20 protein-coding genes and 1 tRNA gene are annotated in these 22,051 nt (G+C 65.6%); 10 read left to right on the top strand and 11 right to left on the bottom strand.

The genetic code is table 11. The annotated features are described in order from the left end of the window. Nucleotides 1–38 precede the first annotated feature (38 nt). Complete coding sequence (locus ACIGGF_RS02285; RefSeq protein ID WP_397519795.1) at nucleotides 39–770, top strand: hypothetical protein; 732 nt, start codon at nucleotides 39–41, stop codon at nucleotides 768–770. Here ACIGGF_RS02285 and ACIGGF_RS02290 read toward each other — a convergent pair. After that, on the bottom strand, nucleotides 737–1,546 hold the full coding sequence (locus tag ACIGGF_RS02290) for a TetR/AcrR family transcriptional regulator (protein WP_397519796.1): 810 nt from the start codon (nucleotides 1,544–1,546) through the stop codon (nucleotides 737–739). The two genes, ACIGGF_RS02285 and ACIGGF_RS02290, sit on opposite strands and share 34 nt — an antisense overlap. Before the next feature lie 164 nt (nucleotides 1,547–1,710). Here ACIGGF_RS02290 and ACIGGF_RS02295 point away from each other — a divergent pair. The 4 genes from ACIGGF_RS02295 to ACIGGF_RS02310 all read left to right on the top strand — a co-directional run bounded on the left by ACIGGF_RS02295 (nucleotide 1,711) and on the right by ACIGGF_RS02310 (nucleotide 3,324). After that, nucleotides 1,711–1,792: transfer RNA gene (locus ACIGGF_RS02295), tRNA-Leu, on the top strand. Nucleotides 1,793–1,834: 42 nt separating this feature from the next. Next, the gene (locus ACIGGF_RS02300) at nucleotides 1,835–2,494 is read left to right on the top strand and encodes a maleylpyruvate isomerase family mycothiol-dependent enzyme (protein WP_397519797.1); all 660 of its coding nucleotides are present in this window, start codon (nucleotides 1,835–1,837) and stop codon (nucleotides 2,492–2,494) included. A 78-nt stretch (nucleotides 2,495–2,572) separates the two neighbouring features. Next, nucleotides 2,573–2,974: a transcriptional regulator gene (locus tag ACIGGF_RS02305; protein ID WP_397519798.1), complete on the top strand. Its 402-nt coding sequence runs from the start codon at nucleotides 2,573–2,575 to the stop codon at nucleotides 2,972–2,974. Further along, nucleotides 2,971–3,324 (top strand): DUF3817 domain-containing protein, encoded by a 354-nt coding sequence (locus tag ACIGGF_RS02310; RefSeq protein WP_397519799.1) that lies wholly within the window; start codon nucleotides 2,971–2,973, stop codon nucleotides 3,322–3,324. The genes ACIGGF_RS02305 and ACIGGF_RS02310 overlap by 4 nt, the downstream gene beginning before the upstream one ends. A 2-nt stretch (nucleotides 3,325–3,326) precedes the next feature. On the opposite strand, the gene ACIGGF_RS02315 is transcribed toward ACIGGF_RS02310, so the two are convergent. From ACIGGF_RS02315 to clpS, 8 genes are all read right to left on the bottom strand, one after another. Beyond that, nucleotides 3,327–4,127: an esterase/lipase family protein gene (locus ACIGGF_RS02315; protein WP_397519800.1), complete on the bottom strand. Its 801-nt coding sequence runs from the start codon at nucleotides 4,125–4,127 to the stop codon at nucleotides 3,327–3,329. 4 nt (nucleotides 4,128–4,131) lie between these two features. Next, nucleotides 4,132–4,746, bottom strand: coding sequence for an RdgB/HAM1 family non-canonical purine NTP pyrophosphatase (gene rdgB, locus ACIGGF_RS02320; RefSeq protein WP_397519801.1), 615 nt, complete (start codon nucleotides 4,744–4,746; stop codon nucleotides 4,132–4,134). Continuing rightward, on the bottom strand, nucleotides 4,739–5,524 hold the full coding sequence (gene rph, locus ACIGGF_RS02325) for a ribonuclease PH (protein ID WP_397519802.1): 786 nt from the start codon (nucleotides 5,522–5,524) through the stop codon (nucleotides 4,739–4,741). The genes rdgB and rph overlap by 8 nt, the downstream gene beginning before the upstream one ends. Before the next feature lie 21 nt (nucleotides 5,525–5,545). Next, nucleotides 5,546–6,304 carry a cyclic nucleotide-degrading phosphodiesterase gene (locus ACIGGF_RS02330; protein WP_397519803.1) on the bottom strand — a complete coding sequence of 253 codons (759 nt, stop codon included), beginning with the start codon at nucleotides 6,302–6,304 and terminating at the stop codon, nucleotides 5,546–5,548. 110 nt (nucleotides 6,305–6,414) lie between these two features. Next, nucleotides 6,415–6,993 carry a rhomboid family intramembrane serine protease gene (locus ACIGGF_RS02335; RefSeq protein ID WP_397519857.1) on the bottom strand — a complete coding sequence of 193 codons (579 nt, stop codon included), beginning with the start codon at nucleotides 6,991–6,993 and terminating at the stop codon, nucleotides 6,415–6,417. A gap of 108 nt (nucleotides 6,994–7,101) precedes the next feature. Then, on the bottom strand, nucleotides 7,102–8,184 hold the full coding sequence (locus tag ACIGGF_RS02340) for a P1 family peptidase (RefSeq protein ID WP_397519804.1): 1,083 nt from the start codon (nucleotides 8,182–8,184) through the stop codon (nucleotides 7,102–7,104). 9 nt (nucleotides 8,185–8,193) lie between these two features. Further along, nucleotides 8,194–8,763, bottom strand: coding sequence for a DUF2017 domain-containing protein (locus ACIGGF_RS02345; RefSeq protein ID WP_397519805.1), 570 nt, complete (start codon nucleotides 8,761–8,763; stop codon nucleotides 8,194–8,196). 38 nt (nucleotides 8,764–8,801) lie between these two features. Continuing rightward, nucleotides 8,802–9,161 carry an ATP-dependent Clp protease adapter ClpS gene (gene clpS / locus ACIGGF_RS02350; protein WP_397519806.1) on the bottom strand — a complete coding sequence of 120 codons (360 nt, stop codon included), beginning with the start codon at nucleotides 9,159–9,161 and terminating at the stop codon, nucleotides 8,802–8,804. Nucleotides 9,162–9,219: 58 nt separating this feature from the next. On the opposite strand from clpS, the gene ACIGGF_RS02355 reads away from it, so the two are divergent. Beyond that, nucleotides 9,220–10,557, top strand: a complete 1,338-nt coding sequence (locus ACIGGF_RS02355; protein ID WP_397519807.1) for a nicotinate phosphoribosyltransferase — start codon at nucleotides 9,220–9,222, stop codon at nucleotides 10,555–10,557. Nucleotides 10,558–10,607: 50 nt separating this feature from the next. Next, nucleotides 10,608–12,656 (top strand): ATP-dependent DNA helicase, encoded by a 2,049-nt coding sequence (locus ACIGGF_RS02360; protein WP_243609749.1) that lies wholly within the window; start codon nucleotides 10,608–10,610, stop codon nucleotides 12,654–12,656. Nucleotides 12,657–12,663: 7 nt separating this feature from the next. Here ACIGGF_RS02360 and glgP read toward each other — a convergent pair whose 3' ends face one another. Then, nucleotides 12,664–15,186: an alpha-glucan family phosphorylase gene (glgP, locus tag ACIGGF_RS02365; protein WP_397519808.1), complete on the bottom strand. Its 2,523-nt coding sequence runs from the start codon at nucleotides 15,184–15,186 to the stop codon at nucleotides 12,664–12,666. Nucleotides 15,187–15,391: 205 nt separating this feature from the next. On the opposite strand from glgP, the gene ACIGGF_RS02370 reads away from it, so the two are divergent. From ACIGGF_RS02370 to ACIGGF_RS02380, 3 genes are read left to right on the top strand one after another with little or no spacing between them, the layout of a single operon-like run. Continuing rightward, complete coding sequence (locus tag ACIGGF_RS02370; RefSeq protein ID WP_397519809.1) at nucleotides 15,392–17,398, top strand: maltotransferase domain-containing protein; 2,007 nt, start codon at nucleotides 15,392–15,394, stop codon at nucleotides 17,396–17,398. Nucleotides 17,399–17,409: 11 nt separating this feature from the next. Next, on the top strand, nucleotides 17,410–19,611 hold the full coding sequence (gene glgB / locus ACIGGF_RS02375) for a 1,4-alpha-glucan branching protein GlgB (protein ID WP_397519810.1): 2,202 nt from the start codon (nucleotides 17,410–17,412) through the stop codon (nucleotides 19,609–19,611). Beyond that, nucleotides 19,612–21,060 (top strand): metallopeptidase, encoded by a 1,449-nt coding sequence (locus ACIGGF_RS02380; protein ID WP_397519811.1) that lies wholly within the window; start codon nucleotides 19,612–19,614, stop codon nucleotides 21,058–21,060. Nucleotides 21,061–21,064: 4 nt separating this feature from the next. Here the strand turns inward: ACIGGF_RS02380 and ACIGGF_RS02385 are convergent, their stop codons facing one another. Beyond that, nucleotides 21,065–21,952: a tetratricopeptide repeat protein gene (locus ACIGGF_RS02385; protein ID WP_397519858.1), complete on the bottom strand. Its 888-nt coding sequence runs from the start codon at nucleotides 21,950–21,952 to the stop codon at nucleotides 21,065–21,067. Between the last annotated feature and the right edge of the window lie 99 nt (nucleotides 21,953–22,051).

The raw sequence follows: 22,051 nt of genomic DNA on the forward strand, positions 1-22,051 counted from the left end.
TCCGCATGAGAACGGTCGCCAGAATTCGGGGGGAATTCATGTATTCATCGGTCACAGACATCTGCGCGTCGAAAGAACTCGATGCAGTCTTGCTGCACATCGATTCGGTTGCGTCACAATCCCGTTCACCACACTGGACACCCGGGTGGCGCGGCGAGAGCGAAGTCGCGCTGCTCGATGCAATCTTCTCCGCACGCGCTCCCTACGGCGGGCCCTCGACCGGGGTACGGGCGGTGATCGGACGGTGGCGCGCCCATCGCGGCGACGACCGACTCGACGATTTGACAACCCTTGCAGAGCTGTCGTCGGATCCCGATGCGCTCGTCGAAATACTGTCCAACCGGCAGTTCGTGCCCGGCAACAGTCGAACCAAGGGGGCGGCCGCAGCAGTGGCGGCGCAGACGTTGATCTCGGTGGGCCTGAGCTGTTCGGCCGACTTCGCGTCGCACGACAAGCACCACTTCGATGCGTTTCGGGCAATCCCGGGCCTCGGCGAGACCACCTGGGAATGCATGCTCATGCACCTCGGAGTGCGCACGGAGAAGGCAAACCGACATCTGCACTCGTTCGTCGCGGACGCACTCGAACCGCTCCACCACGAGCTCGCCGCGGACATTGCCGAGGACCACTGTGCCCTGATCCTGGCGGCGGCGGCAAACGCACTGGACACCGACCTCGCCTCGCTCGAGCATGCCGTGTGGCGTTACCAGCACAAGTCACCCAGGGCGAAGCAACGTCACTCCGAGTCGGAAGTCCGATCAGCGGGCTGATCTCCAGACACAGGCCGATCACGAGACATCAGGGCCTGCACGCCGTCGAGGATGCGTTCCAATCCGAACAAGTAGGCGTGCACCGGGTCGCTGGCGGCGTCGTACGACGTCGCCGCGGCCGTCCCCACTCGAGACGACACCGGAAAGCGCTCCCGGTCCATCACCCGTTCGAGGATCGGAGCAGTAGCCGACCACCATTGGGCGTCGGTCATGCCCGACTGCTCCTTCACCCGAGTGACGCCGGCGAGGGCCCGCGCGGTTCCACAGACGTGGGTCAATACCAGCGTCAACACCGAGTCGATCTCGATGTCGGTCAGGCCCGTGCCGACCAACGGGCGCAACTCTGCCTCGTACTTGTCGTTGGTGTGCGGGCCCAGCACCGGCCGGGCGCCCTCCACCTCGAGCAGCCATGAATGCTGTTGATAGAGGACCCAATTGCGCTCGGCGACGAATCGCATCGCAGGACGCCATCCGCCGGGTACGGAGGACGGCTCGTCGACGTGCGAGTAGAGGCCCGAAAGGGATCTGTCGATCATCAGATCCGTCAGTTCCTCCCGACCCGGCACATGCGTGTAGAGCGACATCGCGCCGACGCCGAGACGTTCCGCCACGTTGCGCATCGACACGAATTCGAGCCCGTTCGCGTCGGCCAGTTCGATGGCGGCGTCGACGATCGCGTCCACGCTGAGCCCTGTTCGACTCGGCTTGCCACCCACACGCCATAGGAGTTCGAGCGTCCGTGCCGGGTCGAACGGGACGTCCTTCTTCGATGCCACCCAGAGAGTGTATCGGCACCGTACGGTGTACATCGTGCGACGTTCGCTCACAGAATGTGCAGTTGCCTACCTGTACAGGTCAGCATCCGAAAAATCTGTGGGCACACGGCCGAGCCGACCGAGCCGTCGACAACAACCACCCGAGTTGTAGACTTCATCGGCACGCGCGAGTGGCGGAATTGGCAGACGCGCTGGATTTAGGTTCCAGTGTCTCAGGACGTGGGGGTTCAAGTCCCCCCTCGCGCACGACGGCCGCAAGGGCCGAGATCACAGCCGAAGGTGGCTCGAATGCCCGGTGACGTGGACCAGGACGCAATATTCGCCGAGATTTCCGACGAACGACGCTCTCTCGCTCGCACTCTCGACTCCTTGACGCCCGAACAATGGGACGCCCCGTCCCTGTGCGACGCCTGGACGGTCCGCGACGTCGCCGCCCATCTGGTGGTGCCGCTGATCGTCCCGATCTGGAAATTCGGACTAGTGATGGTGCGCACTCGCGGGGACTTCGACCGCGCCAATCAGCTGATGACCACTCGGGTGCGTCTCGAGCACGGTTCCGAATTGCCCGCGCTCCTCGCGGCTAACGCCGACAAGAAGTTCACCCCGCCGGGACACGGTCCGCTGGCCCCGTTGTCCGACGTCATCGTGCACGGACTCGATACCTGTGCGCCACTGGGCATCGAGCACCACGTTCCCGACCACCGCATGACGACGATGCTCGACTTCCTTGTACCCGAGACCGGCGCGGCACCGTTCAAGGGTCCCGAACTTCGATTGCACTGGCGCGCAACCGATGTGGATTGGAACCGCGGCGAGGGCCCGGTCATCGAGGGAACGGCCGGTACTCTCGCCCTGGTTCTGACCGGACGCAGCAGCGCTCTCGCGGACGTCACCGGTCCCGGTGCCGAGCGACTAGCCGAAGCACGCGCGAACCGTCGTCGGTCGTGAGCGATACATGGCGGGAATCACCGGCCGCCCTCACCGCGTGACTACCTTCGGTAGTAGTACCTCCGGTACCGTCGAGGAGTGACTTCATCCCGCCCGACCCGTCGACCCGCGTTGATTGCGCTGGTCGTGGTCGCCGCGGCGGTCTGTCTCGGCCTCGGCTGGTGGCAGTGGGAACGCTTCGAGGCGGTCGGCGGAAACGGCCAGAACCTGGGATACGCGTTCCAATGGCCGTTGTTCGCCGCCTTCGTGGTCTACGCCTATCGCAAGTTCGTGCGTCTCGAGGACGAGGATCCCGACGAGGCGGCAGCGGCTAGGCCCGTCGGACCCACCGAGGTGCCCCTCGACCTGCTCCCCCAGCGCGATGCTCCGGCGGCCGACGCTGCGGACCTCGACGATCCCGAGGCCCGACAACTACTCGAGTACAACAGCTACCTCGCGGAGCTGAACGAATCCCGCGGGACCGACAGGAGCACCACGTGAGTTCGGCACCGGACAAGACGAAGGCGTCCACCAACAAGACCCAGAAGATCGCGTCTGCGTTGCTTCGTTACCGCGTTCTGGCCTACGCCACCGGAATCTGGCTGCTCGTACTCGTGACCGAGATGGTCGCGAAGTACATCTTCCAGGTCGAGAACGTGCCCAACTGGATTGCCGTCGTGCACGGTTGGGTCTACCTCGTCTACCTCATCCTCACGGTGGATCTCGCCATCAAGGTGAGGTGGCCTGCCGGACGCACTATCGGCACCCTGCTCGCCGGAACCATCCCGTTCCTGTCGTTCTACGTCGAGCACAAGCGCACCAAGCAGGTCAAAGCCGACTTCGGCGTCTGAGGTCAGCAGCTGACCGGCTGCGTGTTCGCCGAATCGAGCGCGTTCTCCACCAGCCGCTGCGCCGCCGGGTCGTACGAGATTCCTGTGTGCTCGACGACATTGCCGGGGCATACGTCCTGCAGCACCACGTTCGTATTTCCCGCACCGGTGAGCAACGAGGCCGTGTACGGAACCACGATCTGGTCGTACCGGGTGACGATTGTCGTGTACTCGATGCCCGAGACGGTGTCGCTGCCCTCGTTCAGCCGCTCGAGCACGTCGTCCTGCACCGGTGGGCCCGCCGTCGGGTAGTTCGGTGGAGACAGCGCCACAATCCGTGCCACCGTGCGATCCCCACCGAGGAAGCGCGCGTAGTAACGAGGCACTGTGCCACCTTTGGAGTGGCCCACGATGGACACTTTCTCGGCACCCGTCGCCGCGAGTACGGAATCGATGAACGTGGACAATTCCGCAGCACTCTCGGGAATGGGTTCGAGCGCACCGAATGCTCGAACCGGCCCGGTGTTTCCGTAGTCGATCGCGAACACGCAGTACCCGGCACCGGCGAGCTTCGGTGACAGCGATGCCCAGTTGTCGTAGGAGTTCTCCAGAAATCCGTGCACCAGCACCACCGGCTCGGGATGCTGTGCACTCGGAACACACGAGAAGTCGTTCGAACCCGGAGGCGTCACTCCCGGGTGGGCGATCGAGTAGGCGAAGGCCTCGGGGAAGGAACCTGCCGTAGGTGCCGCCGAGGCGGGGGTGCCCGTCAGACACACCGCGGCGGCGGCAACCCCTACCGTCAGCACTCGTCGCGCCGACACGCCGCTACCGCCCCGCCAACGCGTCGAGAGCCGGAATCAGCTTGCGCAGTGCGCGGCCCCGATGTGATGCCTCGTCCTTCTCTTCCGGGGTCAGCTGCGCGGCGCTGCGGCCGTCGCCCTCGGGCACGAATATGGGGTCGTAGCCGAAACCGTTCTCCCCAATCGACTCTCGGCCCACTACTCCGCGCCATTCCCCGCGGACCACGGTTTCGGTGCCGCCGGGAATCACCAGTGCACACGCCGACACGAAGGCCGCCCCGCGACGCTCGTCGGGCGTATCGCTCAGCTGCGCCAACACCAGCGCGGTATTGGCCTCGTCCTGCCCGTGCGTACCGGACCAGCGCGCCGAAAGCACGCCGGGCATGGCGTTCAGCGCATCGATCTCGATACCGGAATCGTCTGCCACACAGGCCATTCCGGTGGCTGCAGCGCCGTCACGCGCTTTCGCGAGCGCGTTGTCCTCGAAGGTCGCGCCGGTCTCGGGTGCCTCCGGAAAAGGCGGCACCTCGTCGAGACCGATCAAGTCGATACCCGCGAGGCCGGCGGCATCGAGAACCCGACGCAGTTCGCGCAGCTTCTTCGCATTGCGACTCGCGACCAGGAGCTTGGTGTCAGCCACCGAACTTCTTCTTCGATCCCGCAGCGGCAGGCTCGGGCAAATCGCCCGGGTACGGCAGTGCCAGAGCTTCCTTCTGAACCTCGAACAACTTCTCGATGCCGACGAACGCCGAGTCGAGCAACTTGTCGAGAGTGGTGCGAGGGAAAGTCGCGCCTTCTCCGGTGCCTTGGATCTCCACCAGAGTTCCTGTGTCGGTGGCCACGACATTCATGTCGACCTCGGCGCGCGAATCCTCTTCGTACGGCAAGTCGAGACGCACGCGGCCGTCGACGACACCGACGCTGACCGCGGCGATCATGCACGAGATCGGTTGCGGATCGGCGAGGCGGCCCGCTGCACGCAGGTAGGTCACTGCGTCGTTGAGCGCGACGAATGCTCCGGTGACGGCTGCAGTTCGGGTGCCGCCGTCCGCCTGGAGCACGTCGCAGTCGAGGGCAATGGTGTTCTCACCGATGGCCGCCAAGTCGATGCAGGCACGCAGTGAACGTCCGACCAGGCGAGAGATTTCCTGGGTACGCCCGCCGACCTTGCCCTTGACGGACTCGCGGCCGTTACGGGTATGCGTCGCCGCGGGCAGCATCGCGTATTCGGCGGTGAGCCATCCGAGTCCGGATCCCTTCCGCCAGCGCGGCACGCCCTCCTCGACGCTTGCCGTGCACATCACCCTGGTGTTGCCGAATTCGACCAGCACCGACCCTGCTGGATGGCTGGTGAATCCACGGGTGATCTTGATGTTGCGGAGTTCGTCGTCCGCCCTGCCGTCTTCTCGTCTGGACACGACTCGAAGCCTAGCGCGTCCTCAGACGGTGAATACGTCCCCCGGAAGAACGGCATGCACCGGTCCACTGAACTCCGCTTTGGCCTCGGCGATGACGTCCTCACGGGAGGTCCACGGCGGGATGTGGGTGAGCAACAGTTCCCGCACTCCGGCGTCACGCGCGATGCGACCTGCCTCCGTACCGGACAGGTGTACACCCTCGGGCCGATCCGGGCTGTCCGTCCACGACGCCTCGCAGAGAAAGACATCGGCGTCCCGAGCCAGATCCTGCACGGCCTGGCACATGCCGGTGTCTCCGCTGTAGGCGAAGATCTTTCCCGCACCCGTCGTCACTCGCATGCCGTACGACTCCGGGGGGTGGAACACCTGCCGAGTCAGAATCGACAGCTTTCCGAATTCCACCGTGCGGCCGTCCACCCAGCGACGCAGGTCGATGGTGTCGGACATGTCGTCGATCTGCCCACCGCACTCCGCGGACGCCACCCCGAGCCGGAACGCTGTGTCCTTGGGCCCGTAGACGATCGCTCGACCTTCCGGCGGAGCGGGGTGGTAGCGACGCCACACCAGTAGACCCGGAACATCGAGGCAATGATCGGCGTGCAGATGCGTGAGCAGGACACTGACATCTCCGGGGTCGGCGTACCGCTGCAACGCCCCGAGCACACCGGGACCGAAGTCGAGGACGACCGGAGCGGTCTCCTCTTCCTCCAGTAAGTAGCCCGACGCGGGTGAATCGGGCCCGGACACACTGCCCGAACATCCCAGGACGGTAATTCGCATGTAAGCCATGCTGCCACGCCGAGCGCGTACTCGAAACGTTCGGGCAGTATTGGCGCGCGAGTCGGCGAAATTCACCGCCGAACGCAGCTGTGTGCGCGCTTACTTCGCGGTCACGGAGTGGGCCGATCGAGTGCCTTGGCTCGGGCTCGCTCGGCGCGCGCGTCGGCGGACAACATCCGGGCGGCGATCACTCCACCCACGGCACCGAACAGGTGGCCTTGCCACGAGATGTTCGGATCACTCGGCAGCACGCCCCACAGAGCGCTGCCGTACAGCACGAACACCACGACACCGATCGCCAATTGCCCGAGCTTGCGGGTGAAGAATCCGCGTACGAGCAGATAGGCGATGAAGCCGAAGACCAGGATCGACGCGCCGATGGTGTTTCCGGCCCCCGCCGTGAGCCACGTCCCGAAACCGCCCACGACCCAGATGATCCCGATGGCCGCGAGACCGCGCGCCATCCCCGAGAGCAACACCAGAAATCCCAGAACGGCGATCGGCACGGTGTTGGCGATCAGATGCTGCCAATCGTCGTGCAACACGGGCGCGAACAGAATGCCCCACAATCCGTCGAGCGAGCGCGGCTCGATCCCATTGCGTTCCAGTCTCGAACCGCTGGCCACATCGACGATCTCGATGACCCACAGCAGTGCGGTGAACGCTCCGACGAACACGGCCGCCTGCATCCAGACCGGCCGCTCACGTTCGCCGGAAAGCTTGCCGGTATCACTCATGATCGCCTCCAACCTCGGTACCTCCACGGTACCCGGCCGAATGCGACTCCAGGCCTGTCCTCAGGTGCGCGTGACGAACGCCGACGGGAAGATCTGGCGGTAGGTGGGGATGCCGGCCACCGAGGTGGCGTCGAGCAGAGCCCGCACGATCGCCCGCTCCACGACGATCGCCGCCGCTTCGGTGACCGCCGCCAGCACCGGTAACTCCGCCGAGAAGGCAGCGGGAACCGAGGACTCGGCACCGACGGCTCTGGTTGCCGTGGACACGGCGAAAATCGTGTCCCCGTCGAGCGGCGAGTGTGCCGGTCGGATGGCCCGTGCCAGACCGTCGTGACCTGCGATCGCAATACGCTTGCACGACGCCGACGACAGCGCCGCATCGGTGGCCACCACACCGATCGTCGTGTTCAGGGCAGTGCCCTTCGGTTCGAGCGCCAGCGCGGTCCACACCTCGTTGACGTCGGGCGTGCGCATGCCGAACGCCGCGGGTCCGAGGGTGCCGGTGCCCCACAACGATCCGGTGCGGGGATCGAACACCGCGCCCACGGGATTGGCGACCATCAGCGCCGCGACGGTGACCCCGTCGGCCGGGCCGCCCTCGATCACCGTGCTCGCGGTCCCCACGCCGCCCTTGAGAACGCCGGCACGAGCACCGACGCCTGCCCCGACCGAGCCCGTGGCGAACTCGGACGCCGCTGCTGCCGCCGCCAGGTAGCCGAACTCCGCCGTCGGGCGCACAGCCCAGTCACCGACCGGGAGATCGAAGATCACCGCGGCCGGCACGATCGGAACGACGTGATCGGGGCTTCCCATCGGAATACCCTGACCGTGCTCTTCGAGCCATCGCATGACGCCGTCGGCGGCAGCGAGCCCGTAGGCACTACCCGCCGTCAACACGATCGCGTTGACGTGCTGCACGGAGTGGCTCGGATCGAGCAGATCGGTCTCGCGAGTTCCCGGCCCGCCGCCTCGGACGTCGACTGCAGCCGTCGCACCGCCGAGGGCACGCACCACGGTGCACCCGGTGGCCGATCCGGACCCCATCGCGGCGTCGCTGTCGAGTTCGTGATGATGACCGACCAGCAAACCTGCGACGTCGGTCAGACGATCCTGTGGTCCGGGTGTCGAGAAGGCTGCGGTCACACGCGCGTCCTAGGGAATGAGGACCTGCACGAGTGAATCCTGCATCCAGGTCAGCCAGTGATACACGTCGAGATGCGGAGCACGAGGATCACCCTCGTCGAGGACGTCGGGTGTGTCCGCACTGATCCCCAGAGTGGTGCCGAGCGCCAACCGCACGTCGTTGAGGCCAGTCAACCATGCATCGGCCTGTTCCTGGGTGAGCATGATCTTGCCACCGGCCTCGGGAAGGGTTGCCAGAATCATCGATCCAGCGGCCATCTTCTCGTCGATGATCTCGGGCTCGTGCAGTCCGCGCAACGCACCGTTGAGGTCGGCCGGGTCTTCCTCGTCGCGGCCGGGGTCGGCGCGGTGGAAGTCCGGCAGCAGCCGTGCCAGTGCGGCATCCTCGGGCGGGCTGCTGTGCCCGGTGCGCAGCCCGGTCATCGCCGCGAGTTCGTCGGTGGGGGCGGCTGCGGAGCGGTCGCGCAGCAATCCGAGAACCGACCCGACGAGAGATCGAAGCACGGCGGCCTCACGGGCGTCGATCTCGGATTTGATCTTGACTCCGGACAGCGAGTTCCGTCTCGTCCACGTGCGCACTGTTGCTGATGTCCTGTCTCGAAAGAGGTGGCGAGCTACTACTTGTCCTGCTGCATGGTGGCCCACAGGCCCGCCGCGTGCAGGCGTCGAACATCGTTTTCCATCGCATCGCGCTCACCACTGGACACGACGGCTTTGCCCTCGGAATGCACCTGCATCATCAGCTCGGTGGCCTTGGCCTTGCTGTACCCGAAGAGTTTCTGAAAGACGTACGTCACGTAGTGCATCAGGTTGACCGGGTCGTCCCACACGATCGTGACCCACGGAGTGTCGTGTGACTCGTCGGCGGCCACGGCCTCGGTCTGAGCCGGAACCGCCTGAGGTGACGCTGCTACGACAGCACTCGCCGAGACGCCGTCCACGGGCAGCAGCGATCCATCCACCGTCAAACAAGGCATGCCACACAGGGTACGGCGTGTCGGGGCAGCGTCCCACGCACGCCCCTACGCTCGTAGGGTGGGCGAGGTGAGCAACGACGCGACCACCGATCACGCCACCTCCAGTACCGCGCTACTGACCGATCAGTACGAGTACACGATGCTGTCAGCTGCTCTGGCCAGCGGCAACGCGGATCGCCCCTGTAGTTTCGAGGTGTTCGCGCGAAGGCTGCCCGCAGGCCGCCGGTACGGGGTCGTCGCAGGCACCGGGCGCATCCTCGAGGCCGTCGAGCGCTTTCGCTTCGGCCCGGACGAGCTACGCATCGTCGCCGAATTCCTGGACGCCGACACCGTCGAATGGCTGCGCAACTACCGATTCACCGGCGATATCGACGGCTATCGCGAGGGTGAGCTCTACTTTCCCGGCTCCCCCGTGCTGACCGTCCGCGGCACCTTCGCCGAGTGCGTCGTTCTGGAGACTCTCGTGCTGTCCATCCTCAATCACGACAGTGCGATCGCGTCGGCGGCAGCACGGATGGTGGCGTCCGCGAAGTCCCGATCGATCATCGAGATGGGGTCGCGGCGCACCCATGAGGAAGCGGCGGTCGCCGCATCACGCGCGGCTTACCTCGCCGGGTTCACCGCGACGTCCAACCTCGAAGCCGTCCGCCGGCACGGTGTTCCCGGAGCAGGAACCTCGGCCCACTCCTTCACGCTGCTGCACACCACCGCCGACGGCCCGGACGAACGTTCCGCCTTCGCGGCGCAGGTCCGAGCACTCGGGGTGAGCACCACCCTGCTCGTCGATACCTACGACATCACTCAGGGCGTCACCAACGCCATCGAGGTGGCCGGACCCGAACTCGGTGGCGTACGCATCGACTCCGGTGATCTCGGAGTGCTCGCGCGGCAGGTGCGTGACCAGCTGGACGCTCTGGGCGCGCCGAAGACCAGGATCGTGGTCTCGGGTGATCTCGACGAATACGCAATCGCCGCTCTGCGGGCCGAACCCGTCGACTCCTACGGCGTCGGCACTTCCCTGGTGACCGGTTCCGGTGCACCGACGGCGGGGATGGTCTACAAGTTGGTGACAGTCGACGGCATCCCCGTCGCCAAGCGCAGCAGTCACAAGGAGTCGCGCGGAGGCACCAAGGCCGCGGTGCGGACGGCACGAAGCACCGGAACCGCCGTCGAGGAGATCGTGCATCCGTTCGATTCTTCCCCGACCGTCGACGACGATGTGACGGTGGAGACGTTGACCACGCCGTTGATGCGCGGCGGCGAGCGCGTCCCCGGCCTCCCGACCCTGGACGACGGCCGCGACCTGCTCGCGCGACGCCTGGTCAGCCTGCCGTGGGAGGGCTTGAAACTGTCCCAGGGCGAACCGGCGATACCCACCCGCTTCGCCCCGGAGTGACGGCGGTGTCGATACCGAACCGGGTGGGCGATCGGCAGTAGTCTGCTTCGGTGCCGTCGAAGACCGAGTTGCCCACCGTTCCCGCTCTCCTGCAGGTCGCGGTGCACTCGCTCGGCGGCAAGGAACGGAGCAACCAGCTGACGATGGCCTCGGCGGTGGCGCACTCGATCGACACCGGTGAGCATCTGGCAGTGCAGGCAGGCACCGGAACCGGCAAGTCCCTCGCCTACCTCGTTCCGAGCATCAGGCATGCGGTGGAATCGGGCAAGACCGTCATCGTCTCCACCGCCACGATCGCGCTGCAGCGGCAGCTGGTCGACCGCGACCTACCTCGCCTGTCCGACGCCTTGACCGAGGCCGTCGGCCGCCGTCCGAAGTTCGCAATCCTGAAGGGCCGCAACAACTATTTGTGCATGAACAAGATCCATACCGGGGCTGCGCAAGAGGCACCCGATGCGGAACTGTTCGACCCGTTCGCCGTCTCACGCATGGGCCGGGAAGTGGTGCGGCTGACGAAGTGGTCGTCCGAGACCGAGACCGGCGATCGCGACGACGTCGTTCCCGGGGTCAGCGATCAGGCCTGGCGCCAGGTCAGCGTCACCGCGCGTGAATGCCTGGGCAAGTCCCGTTGCCCTGTCGGTGAGGACTGCTTCGCCGAACGCGCCCGCACCGAGGCCGCCCAGGTCGACGTGGTGGTGACCAATCACGCGCTGCTCGCGATCGACGCCATCACCGGAATTCAGATCCTGCCCGAGCACGACGTCGTGGTCGTCGACGAGGCCCACGAGCTGGTCGACCGAGTGACCGGCGTTGCCACCGAGGAGCTGTCGGCCGCGACCGTCACCGCCGCGGCGCGTCGTAGCGCCAAGCTCATCGAAGAGGAGACGGTCGATCAGCTCGAAGGAGCAGCCGAGAACTGGGCTGCGATTCTGGACGAGCTACCCCCGAGTCGCTGGCAGTCCCTACCCGACGGCGTGGGACCTGCGCTCGCCTCGATCCGCGATGCCGCCTGGGCAGTACGCACCGCGATCGGCCCCAACAAGCAGGGCATGGCGGCCAGCGACCCCGAGGCCGCCGCGGCCCGCAGCGCCGCACTCGTCGCGGTTGACGAGGTCCACGACAGCGCCGTGCGCGTCCTCACGGCGTTCGACGAACCCGATCCGGCCAAACGCAAAGACGTCGTCTGGCACGCCGTCGACGACTTTCGCGGCAACGTCAAACGCACCGTCCGCATCGCACCGCTGTCGGTCGGCGGACTGCTGAGAGCTCGTCTGTTCGCCGAGTCCACCGTGGTGCTCACGTCCGCGACCTTGACCGTCGGTGGATCGTTCGACGGGTTGGCCGTCAACTGGGGGCTGCCGGCGGAGAAGCCGTCGCGCAGTGACACTGCGATGGCCTCGGGTGTGGAGCCGCCGTCCGATACGGGGTCGATCAGGTGGAATTCGCTCGACGTCGGCTCGCCGTTCGATCATGCCCGCGCCGGCATCATGTACATCGCCAAGCATCTGTCGCCGCCCGGACGCGACGGTCTCTCGAAGTCCTCTCTCGACGAAATCGAGTCGCTCGTCAGCGCGGCAGGCGGCCGCACGCTCGGGCTGTTCTCTTCGATGCGCGCCGCCAAGGCCGCGGCGGAGGAGATGCGCGAGCGCCTCGACACGCCGATCCTGTGTCAGGGGGACGACTCCACCGGCGCTCTGGTGCAGAAGTTCGCCGACGACGAGGCCACCTCCCTGTTCGGGACGCTGTCTCTGTGGCAGGGCGTCGATGTCCCCGGCCCGTCGCTGAGTCTGGTGATCTTGGACCGCATTCCGTTTCCGCGGCCCGACGATCCACTACTCGTCGCCCGGCAGCAGGCCGTCGAATCCCGCGGTGGCAACGGCTTTCTGGCCGTCGCCGCCAACCATGCGGCTCTGCTGCTGGCACAGGGCGTCGGTCGCTTGCTTCGAAGCGTCGACGACAAAGGCGTTGTCGCCGTTCTCGATTCACGCCTGGCCACTGCCCGTTACGGCGGCTACCTGCGCGCCTCACTGCCGCCGTTCTGGGAGACTTCGGACCCGGAGGTGGTCCGCAAGGCCCTCACCCGCCTGGCCGGAAAGTAAGCAACCCCTACGGAGTCGCCACCAAACCGAGCTCGGCGTCCGACGCCAGGCCATCGTGATGCGGCAGCACTCGCACCGTGTAGCCCACTGCGCCACTGTGCGGCAGCGTGCACTCGCCGGCATAGACGTGCTCGCCGCCGTCGGTCCCGACGTGCGTCATGGCCGTCGTGCGGATGTCGGTGAGGTTCTCCTCCTCGTCGACGCGACCCACGACCGCCTGCACCACCACGTCCGACGCGTCGAGTCCACCGAGATCGACGTTTGCGCGCAGCGACAACCCGGCCCCGATCACCGGGGTGTCCGGTAGTCCGTCACTGTCGACCCGGGTGACTTCGACTGCACGCCAGGCCTGTTCGACGCGGCGGCGGTACGACGCCACGTCGGTGGCACCGCGGTGACCGTCGGCCGACGCCGCGCGAACGGACTCGGCGGCCGGCGCGTAGTAACCGAGTGTGTACTCCTGGACCATTCTCGACGCCAGCACCTTGGGGCCGAGCTGGTCGAGGGTGTGCCGCACCATTTCGATCCACCGATTCGGCACTCCGTCCTCGCCGCGGTCGTAGAACTTGGGCAACACGGCCTGCTCGAGCAACTCGTACAGCGCAGCCGCTTCGAGGTCGTCTCGTCGCTCGTCGTCGGTCACGCCGTCTGCGGTCGGGATCGCCCAGCCGTTCTCACCGTCGTACATCTCGTCCCACCACCCGTCGCGAATCGAGAGGTTGAGTCCTCCGTTGAGTGCGGATTTCATACCCGAAGTACCGCAGGCTTCGAGCGGTCGCAGCGGATTGTTCAGCCACACATCGCATCCCCAGTACAGGAAGCGCGCCATGGACATGTCGTAGTCGGGCAGGAACACGATGCGGTGCCGTACGTCGGCTTGGTCGGCGAATTTCACAATTTGCTGGATGAGCGCCTTGCCGCCGTCGTCCGCGGGATGTGACTTGCCTGCTACCACCAGCTGTACGGGACGAACGGGGTCCAACAACATCGCGCGCAGCCGCTCGGGTTCACGCAGCATCAGCGTCAGGCGCTTGTAGGTCGGCACCCGTCTGGCAAATCCCACGGTGAGCACGTCAGGATCGAAAACGTGTGCAGTCCAACTGATCTCAGCCTCTGTCGAACCGCGTTCGAGTGCCGAACGGCGCACTCGGCGGCGCACCTCGTCCACCAACTGCGCGCGCAGGTTGTTTCGCGTGGACCACACGCGTCCGGAGGACAGTTCGCCCTCCTGCGCCCATTCTCGAGCAGACCACGTCGGCGCATGGACGCCGTTGGTCACCGATCCGATCGGCACCTCCGAGGCGTCGAATCCTTGCCACAGACCGTTGAACATGTCGCGGCTCACGATGCCGTGCAGCTTCGAGACGCCGTTGGCGCGTTGCCCCAGACGCAGACCCATGTGCGCCATGTTGAACACGGAGGCGTCGCTCTCGCCGCCGAGGGCGAGAATGCGGTCCATCGGTAGCCCCGGCAGCAACGACGAGTCCGAGCCGCCGTCGTTGCTACCGAAGTAGTGCCGAACGAGATCGGCGGGGAATCGGTCGATGCCTGCGGGAACCGGGGTATGGGTGGTGAAGACGGTGCCGGCCCGCACCGCCGCCAGAGCCGAGTCGAAATCCAGTGCGTCCGTGGTGACCAGTTCCCGAATTCGTTCGACACCGAGGAAACCTGCGTGACCCTCGTTCATGTGGAACACCTCGGGGTCGGGCAGCCCGTGCGCTCGGGTGTAGGCCCGGATCGCTCGGACTCCGCCGATACCGGCCAGAATCTCCTGCTTGATGCGGTGATCCTGATCGCCGCCGTACAAGCGGTCGGTCACTCCGCGGAGCTCCGGATCGTTGTCGGCGATATCCGAGTCGAGCAACAGCAGTGGGATGCGACCCACCTGGGCGATCCACACGCGCGCCCGCAGTACTCGCGATCCGGGCATGGACACGTGGATCAGCACGGGCGAGTCGCCGCCGTCGGTGAGCAGCCGCAGCGGAAGCCCGTGTGGGTCGAGGGACGGATAGCGCTCGGCCTGCCAGCCGTCGGCCGTCAGCGATTGCCGGAAATACCCCGAGCGGTAGAGCAACCCGACGCCGATCAACGGCAGACCCAGATCGGAGGCCTCTTTGAGGTGATCCCCAGCCAGGATGCCGAGTCCGCCGGAATAGTTCGGCAACACTTCGGTGACGCCGAACTCCATCGAGAAATAGCCGATGCCCGACGGCAGAGCACGGCCCTCGGCCAGCTCGTTCTGGTACCACAGCGGACGCGCCAGGTAGTCGTGCAAGTCCGCCTCGGCCGCATCCAGCTCGGCCAGGAACCGATCGTTGCCCGCAAGTTCCTCGAGGCGCGCCGGTGCAACGGCTCCGAGCACCGCAACCGGATCACGTTCGAGTTCGGTCCACAGCAGCGGATCGATGTGCTCGAACAGATCTTGCGTCGCCGGGTGCCACGACCACCGAAGGTTTGTCGAGAGCTCGGCGAGGGCATTCAAGCGGGCGGGAAGGTGGGCTCGGACGGTGAATCGGCGCAAAGCTTTCACAGAGTCGAACCCTACCCACGGATACCTGTGTCGATGGGCGGCTTACATGAAATCCGAGATCCCGCGTTCGTCGCGGGCAGTATCGGTTGGCGCACGCGCCGACTGCGTTGCTGCATTACGGTTGACGAGTAGAAGCACACCAAGATCGGTTCGACAAGAGGTTGCGCCCGCGCAGCCATACCTCTAGCGAAGAATGGAGTGTGAAGTGACAGGTCGACTTGGTATCGACAATGTCCTTCCAGATACGACGACCGGGAAGTACCCCGCGAAAGCGGTGGTGGGCGAGACATTTCCGGTTTCGGCCGATGTCTGGCGCGAGGGTCACGACGCAGTGGCCGCAACACTGTCGGTGCGCGGACCGGGAGGCAAGCTCGAGCGCATTCCGATGACGCCGGGCCGCGAACCCGACACGTTCGACGCGGTGTTCGTTCCCTCCCGGCCGGGTTACTGGATCTGCCGGATCGAAGCGTGGAGCGACCCGATCAGTACGTGGCGTCATGCCGTCGAAGCGAAGCTCGGCGTCGGCCAGAGCGCGCACGAGCTCGCGAACGACCTGGAGATCGGGGCGCGCTTGTTTCTGCGCGCCGCGACCGGCGTTCCCGCCGAGAGCAGGCAGTTGCTGGCCGATGTCGCCGCTGCACTGCGAGACACCGATCGCCCGCTGCCGGCCCGAGTGTCCTCGGCGTTCGCGTCGTCGGTTGCCGAACTGCTGTTCGCGCATCCGCTCCGCGAGCTGGTGACCAGATCCCGTGCGGTCAACATCTGGGTCGACCGCAATCTCGCACTCAACGGTGCCTGGTACGAGTTCTTCCCTCGGTCGACGGGCGGATGGAACGAGGACGGATCGCCGCGACACGGCACGTTCGCGACGTCGATCGAGCAGTTGCCCCGCATCGCGCGAATGGGATTCGACATCGTCTACCTGCCGCCGATCCACCCCATCGGCACGATCAACCGCAAGGGGCCCAACAACACGTTGACTCCCGGCCCCGAGGATGTCGGGTCGCCGTGGGCGATCGGATCGAAGGACGGCGGGCACGACGCCATCCATCCCGAGCTGGGGACCGAGGACGATTTCCTCGCGTTCGTCGCCGCCTCGAAAGAGCACGGTCTCGAAGTTGCACTCGACCTCGCCCTGCAGGCCGCTCCCGATCACCCATGGGCCGCAACACATTCGGAGTGGTTCACGGTATTGCCGGACGGCACGATCGCGTACGCCGAGAATCCGCCGAAGAAGTACCAGGACATCTACCCGGTCAATTTCGACAACGACCGACGTGGCATCTACGAAGAGGTTCTGCGGGTCGTCCGATACTGGATATCCTTGGGAGTCAAGGTCTTCCGAGTCGACAACCCGCACACCAAGCCACCGGACTTCTGGGAATGGCTCATCGCCGAGGTCAAGAAGACCGACCCGGACGTACTTTTTCTCGCCGAGGCGTTCACCCGTCCGGTCCGCATGTACGGTCTCGCTCAACGCGGGTTCACCCAGTCGTACACGTACTTCACCTGGCGTACGGCCAAGTGGGAGCTCACCGAGTTCGCCGAGGAGCATGCCCGACGGGCCGATGACGCGCGTCCGAATCTGTTCGTCAACACCCCGGACATCCTGCACGAGAGCCTGCAGCACGGCGGCCCCGGAATGTTCGCTCTGCGAGCAGCTCTGGCCGCAACTCTGGCTCCGACCTGGGGTGTCTACTCCGGATACGAGCTGTACGAGCATCAGGCCGTGCGCGAGGGCAGCGAGGAGTATCTGGACTCCGAGAAATACGAGCTGCGTCCACGCGACTTCGAGGGGGCGCTGGCCCGGGGTGAATCGCTCGAGCCCTGGATCACCACCCTCAATTCCATTCGCCGCGCCCACCCCGCACTACAGCAACTCCGCAACATCCACTTCCACACGATCGACAACGAAGCGCTGATCGGATACTCCAAGTTCGATCCGCAGACCGGTGACTCCGTCCTGGTGGTGATCAACCTCAACCCGTTCGGAGCCGAGGAAGGCACGGTCCACTTGGACATGCCCGCACTCGGACACGACTGGCAGGACACCCTGACGATCAAGGACGAGGTGAGCGGCGTCCATTACGACTGGGGCCACACCAACTTCGTCCGACTCGAGCCCTGGACCTCGGTGGCGCACATCTTCACGCTCCCCCACATCCCCTACCCGGCACGAATCGAACTGGCCTACCGCGGCAACCGAAAGTGAAGGGATTCAACGTGACCAAGAATCCGACGACGCCCGAAGACACCGTCGCAGCCCCGTCCGACAACGACCTCGATCTCATCGCTGCGGGTCGGCACTACAACCCGCATTCCGTCCTCGGCGCGCACCCGGTGGCGGGCGGAACAGCAATTCGCGCGCTCAAGCCCGATGCCGAGAAGGTGGTGGCACGCGTCGGCGGTGTCGACCACGAGTTGACGCACGTCGCACACGGAGTCTTCTCGGCTCTGATCCCGTTCGAGGACCTGATCGACTACCGCCTCGTGGTCACCTGGCCGGGCGGTCACGTATCGGAATCCGCCGATGGATACCGATTCCTGCCCACTCTCGGTGAACTGGATCTGCACCTGTTCGGCGAGGGTCGCCACGAGCGCTTGTGGGACATCCTCGGCGCACACCAGCAGTCGTACGCCACCCCCGACGGCCCGGTCACCGGCACCTCGTTCGCCGTCTGGGCCCCGGCCGCCCAGGGCGTTACTCTGGTGGGCGATTTCGACGGCTGGACCGGGCGAAGTTGGCCGATGCGCGTACTCGGTTCCACTGGCGTGTGGGAACTGTTCGTCCCCGACATCGCACCCGGGGCGCTGTACAAGTTCCGCGTACACGGCTCCGACGGTTCGGTGAAGGACAAGGCAGATCCGATGGCGTTCGCCACCGAGGTCCCGCCGTCGACTGCCTCGGTCGTCACCGCGTCCTCCTACACCTGGAACGACGAGTCCTGGCTGGACACCCGGGCCGGAATCGAGCCGACGCAGGCACCGATGAGTGTGTACGAAGTCCACCTGGCGTCCTGGCGACCGGGCCTCGGGTACCGGGAGCTCGCCGAACAGCTGGCCGAGTACCTCACCGAAACCGGCTTCACCCACGTCGAGCTCCTCCCCGTCGCCGAGCATCCGTTCGGCGGCTCATGGGGCTATCAGGTGACGTCGTATTACGCACCGACCTCCCGTTTCGGCAGCCCCGACGACTTCCGCTTCTTCGTCGATCATCTGCACAGCGCCGGCATCGGCGTGATCGTCGACTGGGTTCCCGCGCACTTCCCCAAGGACGAATGGGCCCTCGCGAGGTTCGACGGTGGCCCACTGTACGAACACGGAGATCCGCAGCGCGGTGAGCAACTCGATTGGGGCACACTGGTCTTCGACTTCGGCCGACGCGAGGTACGCAACTTCCTCGTTGCGAACGCGCTGTACTGGATCGACGAGTTCCACATCGACGGACTGCGCGTCGACGCCGTGGCCTCCATGCTGTACCTGGACTACTCACGCCCCGAGGGCGGCTGGTCGCCGAACATCTACGGGGGCCGCGAGAACCTCGAGGCCGTCACCTTCCTGCAGGAGATGAACGCGACGGTGCACAAGAAGCACCGCGGGGTCGTCACCGTGGCCGAGGAGTCGACGGCATGGCCCGGCGTCACCCGACCGACCAATGTCGGCGGACTGGGCTTCAACATGAAGTGGAACATGGGTTGGATGCACGACACCCTGGGCTTCCTCGGGCGTGATCCCATTCATCGCAGCTACCACCATCACGAGATCACCTTCTCCCTCGTCTACGCGTGGAGCGAGAACTATCTGCTCCCCATCAGCCACGACGAAGTGGTGCACGGCAAGGGCACGCTGTGGACTCGGATGCCCGGCGACGACTACGCCAAGGCGGCCGGTCTGCGCGGCATGCTCGCCTACATGTGGGCACACCCCGGTAAGCAACTGCTGTTCATGGGACAGGAATTCGGTCAGACCCGTGAGTGGTCCGAGGAACGCGGTCTCGACTGGCATCAGATCGACGAGGAGCCGCTGCACAAGGGCGTCAAAACCCTGGTGTCCGACCTCAACTCGACGTACCGGTCGCATCCGGCACTCTGGACACTCGACACCTCTCCCAGCGGATATTCGTGGATCGACGCCAACGACACCGAGAACAACGTGCTGAGCTTTCTGCGGTACGGGTCGGACGGTTCGGTCATCGCGTGTATTTTCAACTTCTCCGGTACCGAGCACGGAAGCTATCGTGTGGGACTACCGGAACCCGGTCGCTGGATCGAGATCCTCAACACCGATGCAACGGAATACGGCGGCTCCGGCGTGGGCAACCTGGGTGAAGTGACGGCAACATCGCACTCGTGGCACGGTCGACCGGCGTCAGGCCAGGTCGCCCTCCCGGCCAACGGGGCGATCTGGATACAACTGGAGCAATAGATGAGTGGCGGCCGCACATCCCGTCTCGTGGCCGCGGCCGCCACCGCAGGGCTCCTCCTGCTGACCGCATGTACGCAGACGGTCGGCGGGAACGCCGTGTCCATCTACGAGAACCCGTTCACCGTCGCGGGCCTTCCCGTCACCAGCGGGCCGAGCGGTCTGCGGCCGGGGGTGCCCGATTCGACGATCGTCGTGGAGAACTCCGAGGGCACCGACTCGGACATTCTGGCGACCAACGCCGTCGACGACATTCAGCAATTCTGGTCCGAGCAGTATCCGATCCTGTTCAAGGGCTCGTTCACGCCGGTCACCGAGGTGGTCTCGTGGGACGCCTCCGAGGACGAGGGATCCGGCATAAGGTTCTGCGGAGACCGGACCGGCGGTATCCCGAACGCCGCCTACTGCACGCGAGACGACTCGATCGGCTGGGACCGCACTATTCTCCTACCGGCTCTGGTCGATGCCTTCGGGCCGATGTCGGTGGTGATGGTGATCGCTCACGAATACGGTCACGCCATTCAACATCAGTCGGGCCTGGTCGGCGACGACACCCCGACCATCGTTGCCGAGCAACAGGCCGACTGCTTCGCCGGCGCATTCATACGCCATGTGGCAGAGAACAATTCACCTCACTTCACCATCAACACCTCGGATGGACTCAACGGTGTTCTGGCGGCGACCGTCGCCGTGCGCGACGTGGACCCCAACGATCCCGAGTCGGTACACGGATCTGCATTCGAACGAGTGACTGCCGTACAGATCGGCTTCACCGACGGAGCGGCGGCCTGCACCGGCATCGACGAGGCCGAAATCGATTCACGCCGAGCATCGTTGCCGCAGAAGTTCGATAGCGCCGACGATTCCGGCGAGCTACCGGTCACCGAGGATTCCCTCGGCGCATTCACGCGATCGTTCGAAACGGCGCTACCCGTCGCTGATCCGCCGACCGTGGACTACTCCGGGTCGGACACCGATTGCGCCGACGCCGAGGCCACCGCGCCGGTGTCGTACTGCCCGTCGACCAACACCATCGGTGTCGATGTCGAGGACTTGGCCGAAATCGGGCAGCCCGAGACCCCGCAGCGCGGAGACATCTTGCCGCTCAACGTATCCGGTGACTACAGCGCGTATGTACTGTTCGCGTCGCGCTACACCCTCGCTGTACAGAAGGAAGCAGGCCAAACGCTCGACGACCCACAGACCGCACTTCGCTCCGCATGCCTTTCCGGAGTCATCACCGCAGCGTTGAGCGCCGAATCCAACGATGCCGCACTCGAAATCCGGCTCTCGCCCGGCGATCTCGACGAAGCTGTCTCCGGTCTACTCAGCGACGGATTGGCCGCCAGCGACGTCAACGGAACGACGCTGCCGTCCGGCTTCTCCCGAGTCGACGCGTTTCGCTCGGGGGTTCTCGGCGGCCGGCAATCGTGCGAGGCACGGTACAGCTGATCGATCAGTACAGCGCGGATGCGAGCTTGCGGCGCGCGGACACCACCAGTGGATCGGCCGCGTCGAACAACTCGAACAATTCGAGCAACCGGGTGCGTAGTGCGGTCCGGTCGTCGCCCGCACTGATCTTGATGCCCTCGATGAGCCGAGCAAAGGCTTCCTCCGGCTGCTGACCGGCCATCTCGGCGTCCGCGGCGTCGATTCGAGCCTGGACGTCGGCGGGGTCGGCGTCGGCGGTCTCGATGGCATCCGGTGAAACGTTCTGCACCCGAGCCAAGAACTTGACCTGCCGCAGCGCGGCGACGGCGTCGGTGTTCTTGGGTTCGGCGTCGATGATCGCCTGATACGCGGCTGCCGCCTTGTCGAAGTCGCCCTCGTCGATGGCTTCCTCGGCTGCGACGATCCTGGGATCCTCCACCTCGGGTTCAGGTTCGGCAGTCGCGACTCCGGGTGGGCCGCTGAGCTTTCCGGCCGTTGCCTGTTCTACTGCCTGCAGCCACTGGCGCAGTTGCTCGTCCGACTGCGTGCCCTGGAAGTCGGCCAACGGTTGGCCGGCAGCAACGGCTACGGCCGTAGGAATGGCCTGTACACCGAACGCCTGCGCGATCTGCGGATTGGAGTCGACGTCGACGCGGGCCAGAACCCACGCACCCCCGGCATCGACGGCCAATTGCCCCAGCTGACGCGTCAACGCCTGTGATTGCGGGGAGCGGGCCGAGCCCAGATCGACGACCACCGGAACCTGGGTGGAGCGTTGCAAAACCTCGGCCTCGAACGTGGCCGCGGTCACATCCACGATCGGTGCCAGCCCCGCCGATTCACCGGCAGCATCGCCTGCTGGAGCAGGTGTCGGACGGTCCTTGAGGACGGACAGGTCGACGGCACCGGCAATAGAGGCGGGGACGGCAGCTGGGCGGGCGGGAGGACGGGAACCGGGTCGAGTCACGCCCTACAGTTTGTCACTAACGCGAAGTGCCATCCACTTGCGGGC

Source organism: Rhodococcus sp. NPDC078407, assembly GCF_044542515.1.
Taxonomy (GTDB): Bacteria; Actinomycetota; Actinomycetes; order Mycobacteriales; family Mycobacteriaceae; genus Rhodococcoides.

Excerpts from the sequence above, each read along its gene's own strand:
- ACIGGF_RS02285 (WP_397519795.1), top strand. The coding sequence starts at position 39 with ATGTATTCATCGGTCACAGACATCTGCGCGTCGAAAGAACTCGATGCA.
- ACIGGF_RS02300 (WP_397519797.1), top strand. The coding sequence starts at position 1,835 with ATGCCCGGTGACGTGGACCAGGACGCAATATTCGCCGAGATTTCCGAC.
- ACIGGF_RS02330 (WP_397519803.1), bottom strand. The coding sequence starts at position 6,304 with ATGCGAATTACCGTCCTGGGATGTTCGGGCAGTGTGTCCGGGCCCGAT.
- ACIGGF_RS02335 (WP_397519857.1), bottom strand. The coding sequence starts at position 6,993 with ATGCAGGCGGCCGTGTTCGTCGGAGCGTTCACCGCACTGCTGTGGGTC.
- clpS (WP_397519806.1), bottom strand. The coding sequence starts at position 9,161 with ATGCCTTGTTTGACGGTGGATGGATCGCTGCTGCCCGTGGACGGCGTC.
- ACIGGF_RS02380 (WP_397519811.1), top strand. The coding sequence starts at position 19,612 with ATGAGTGGCGGCCGCACATCCCGTCTCGTGGCCGCGGCCGCCACCGCA.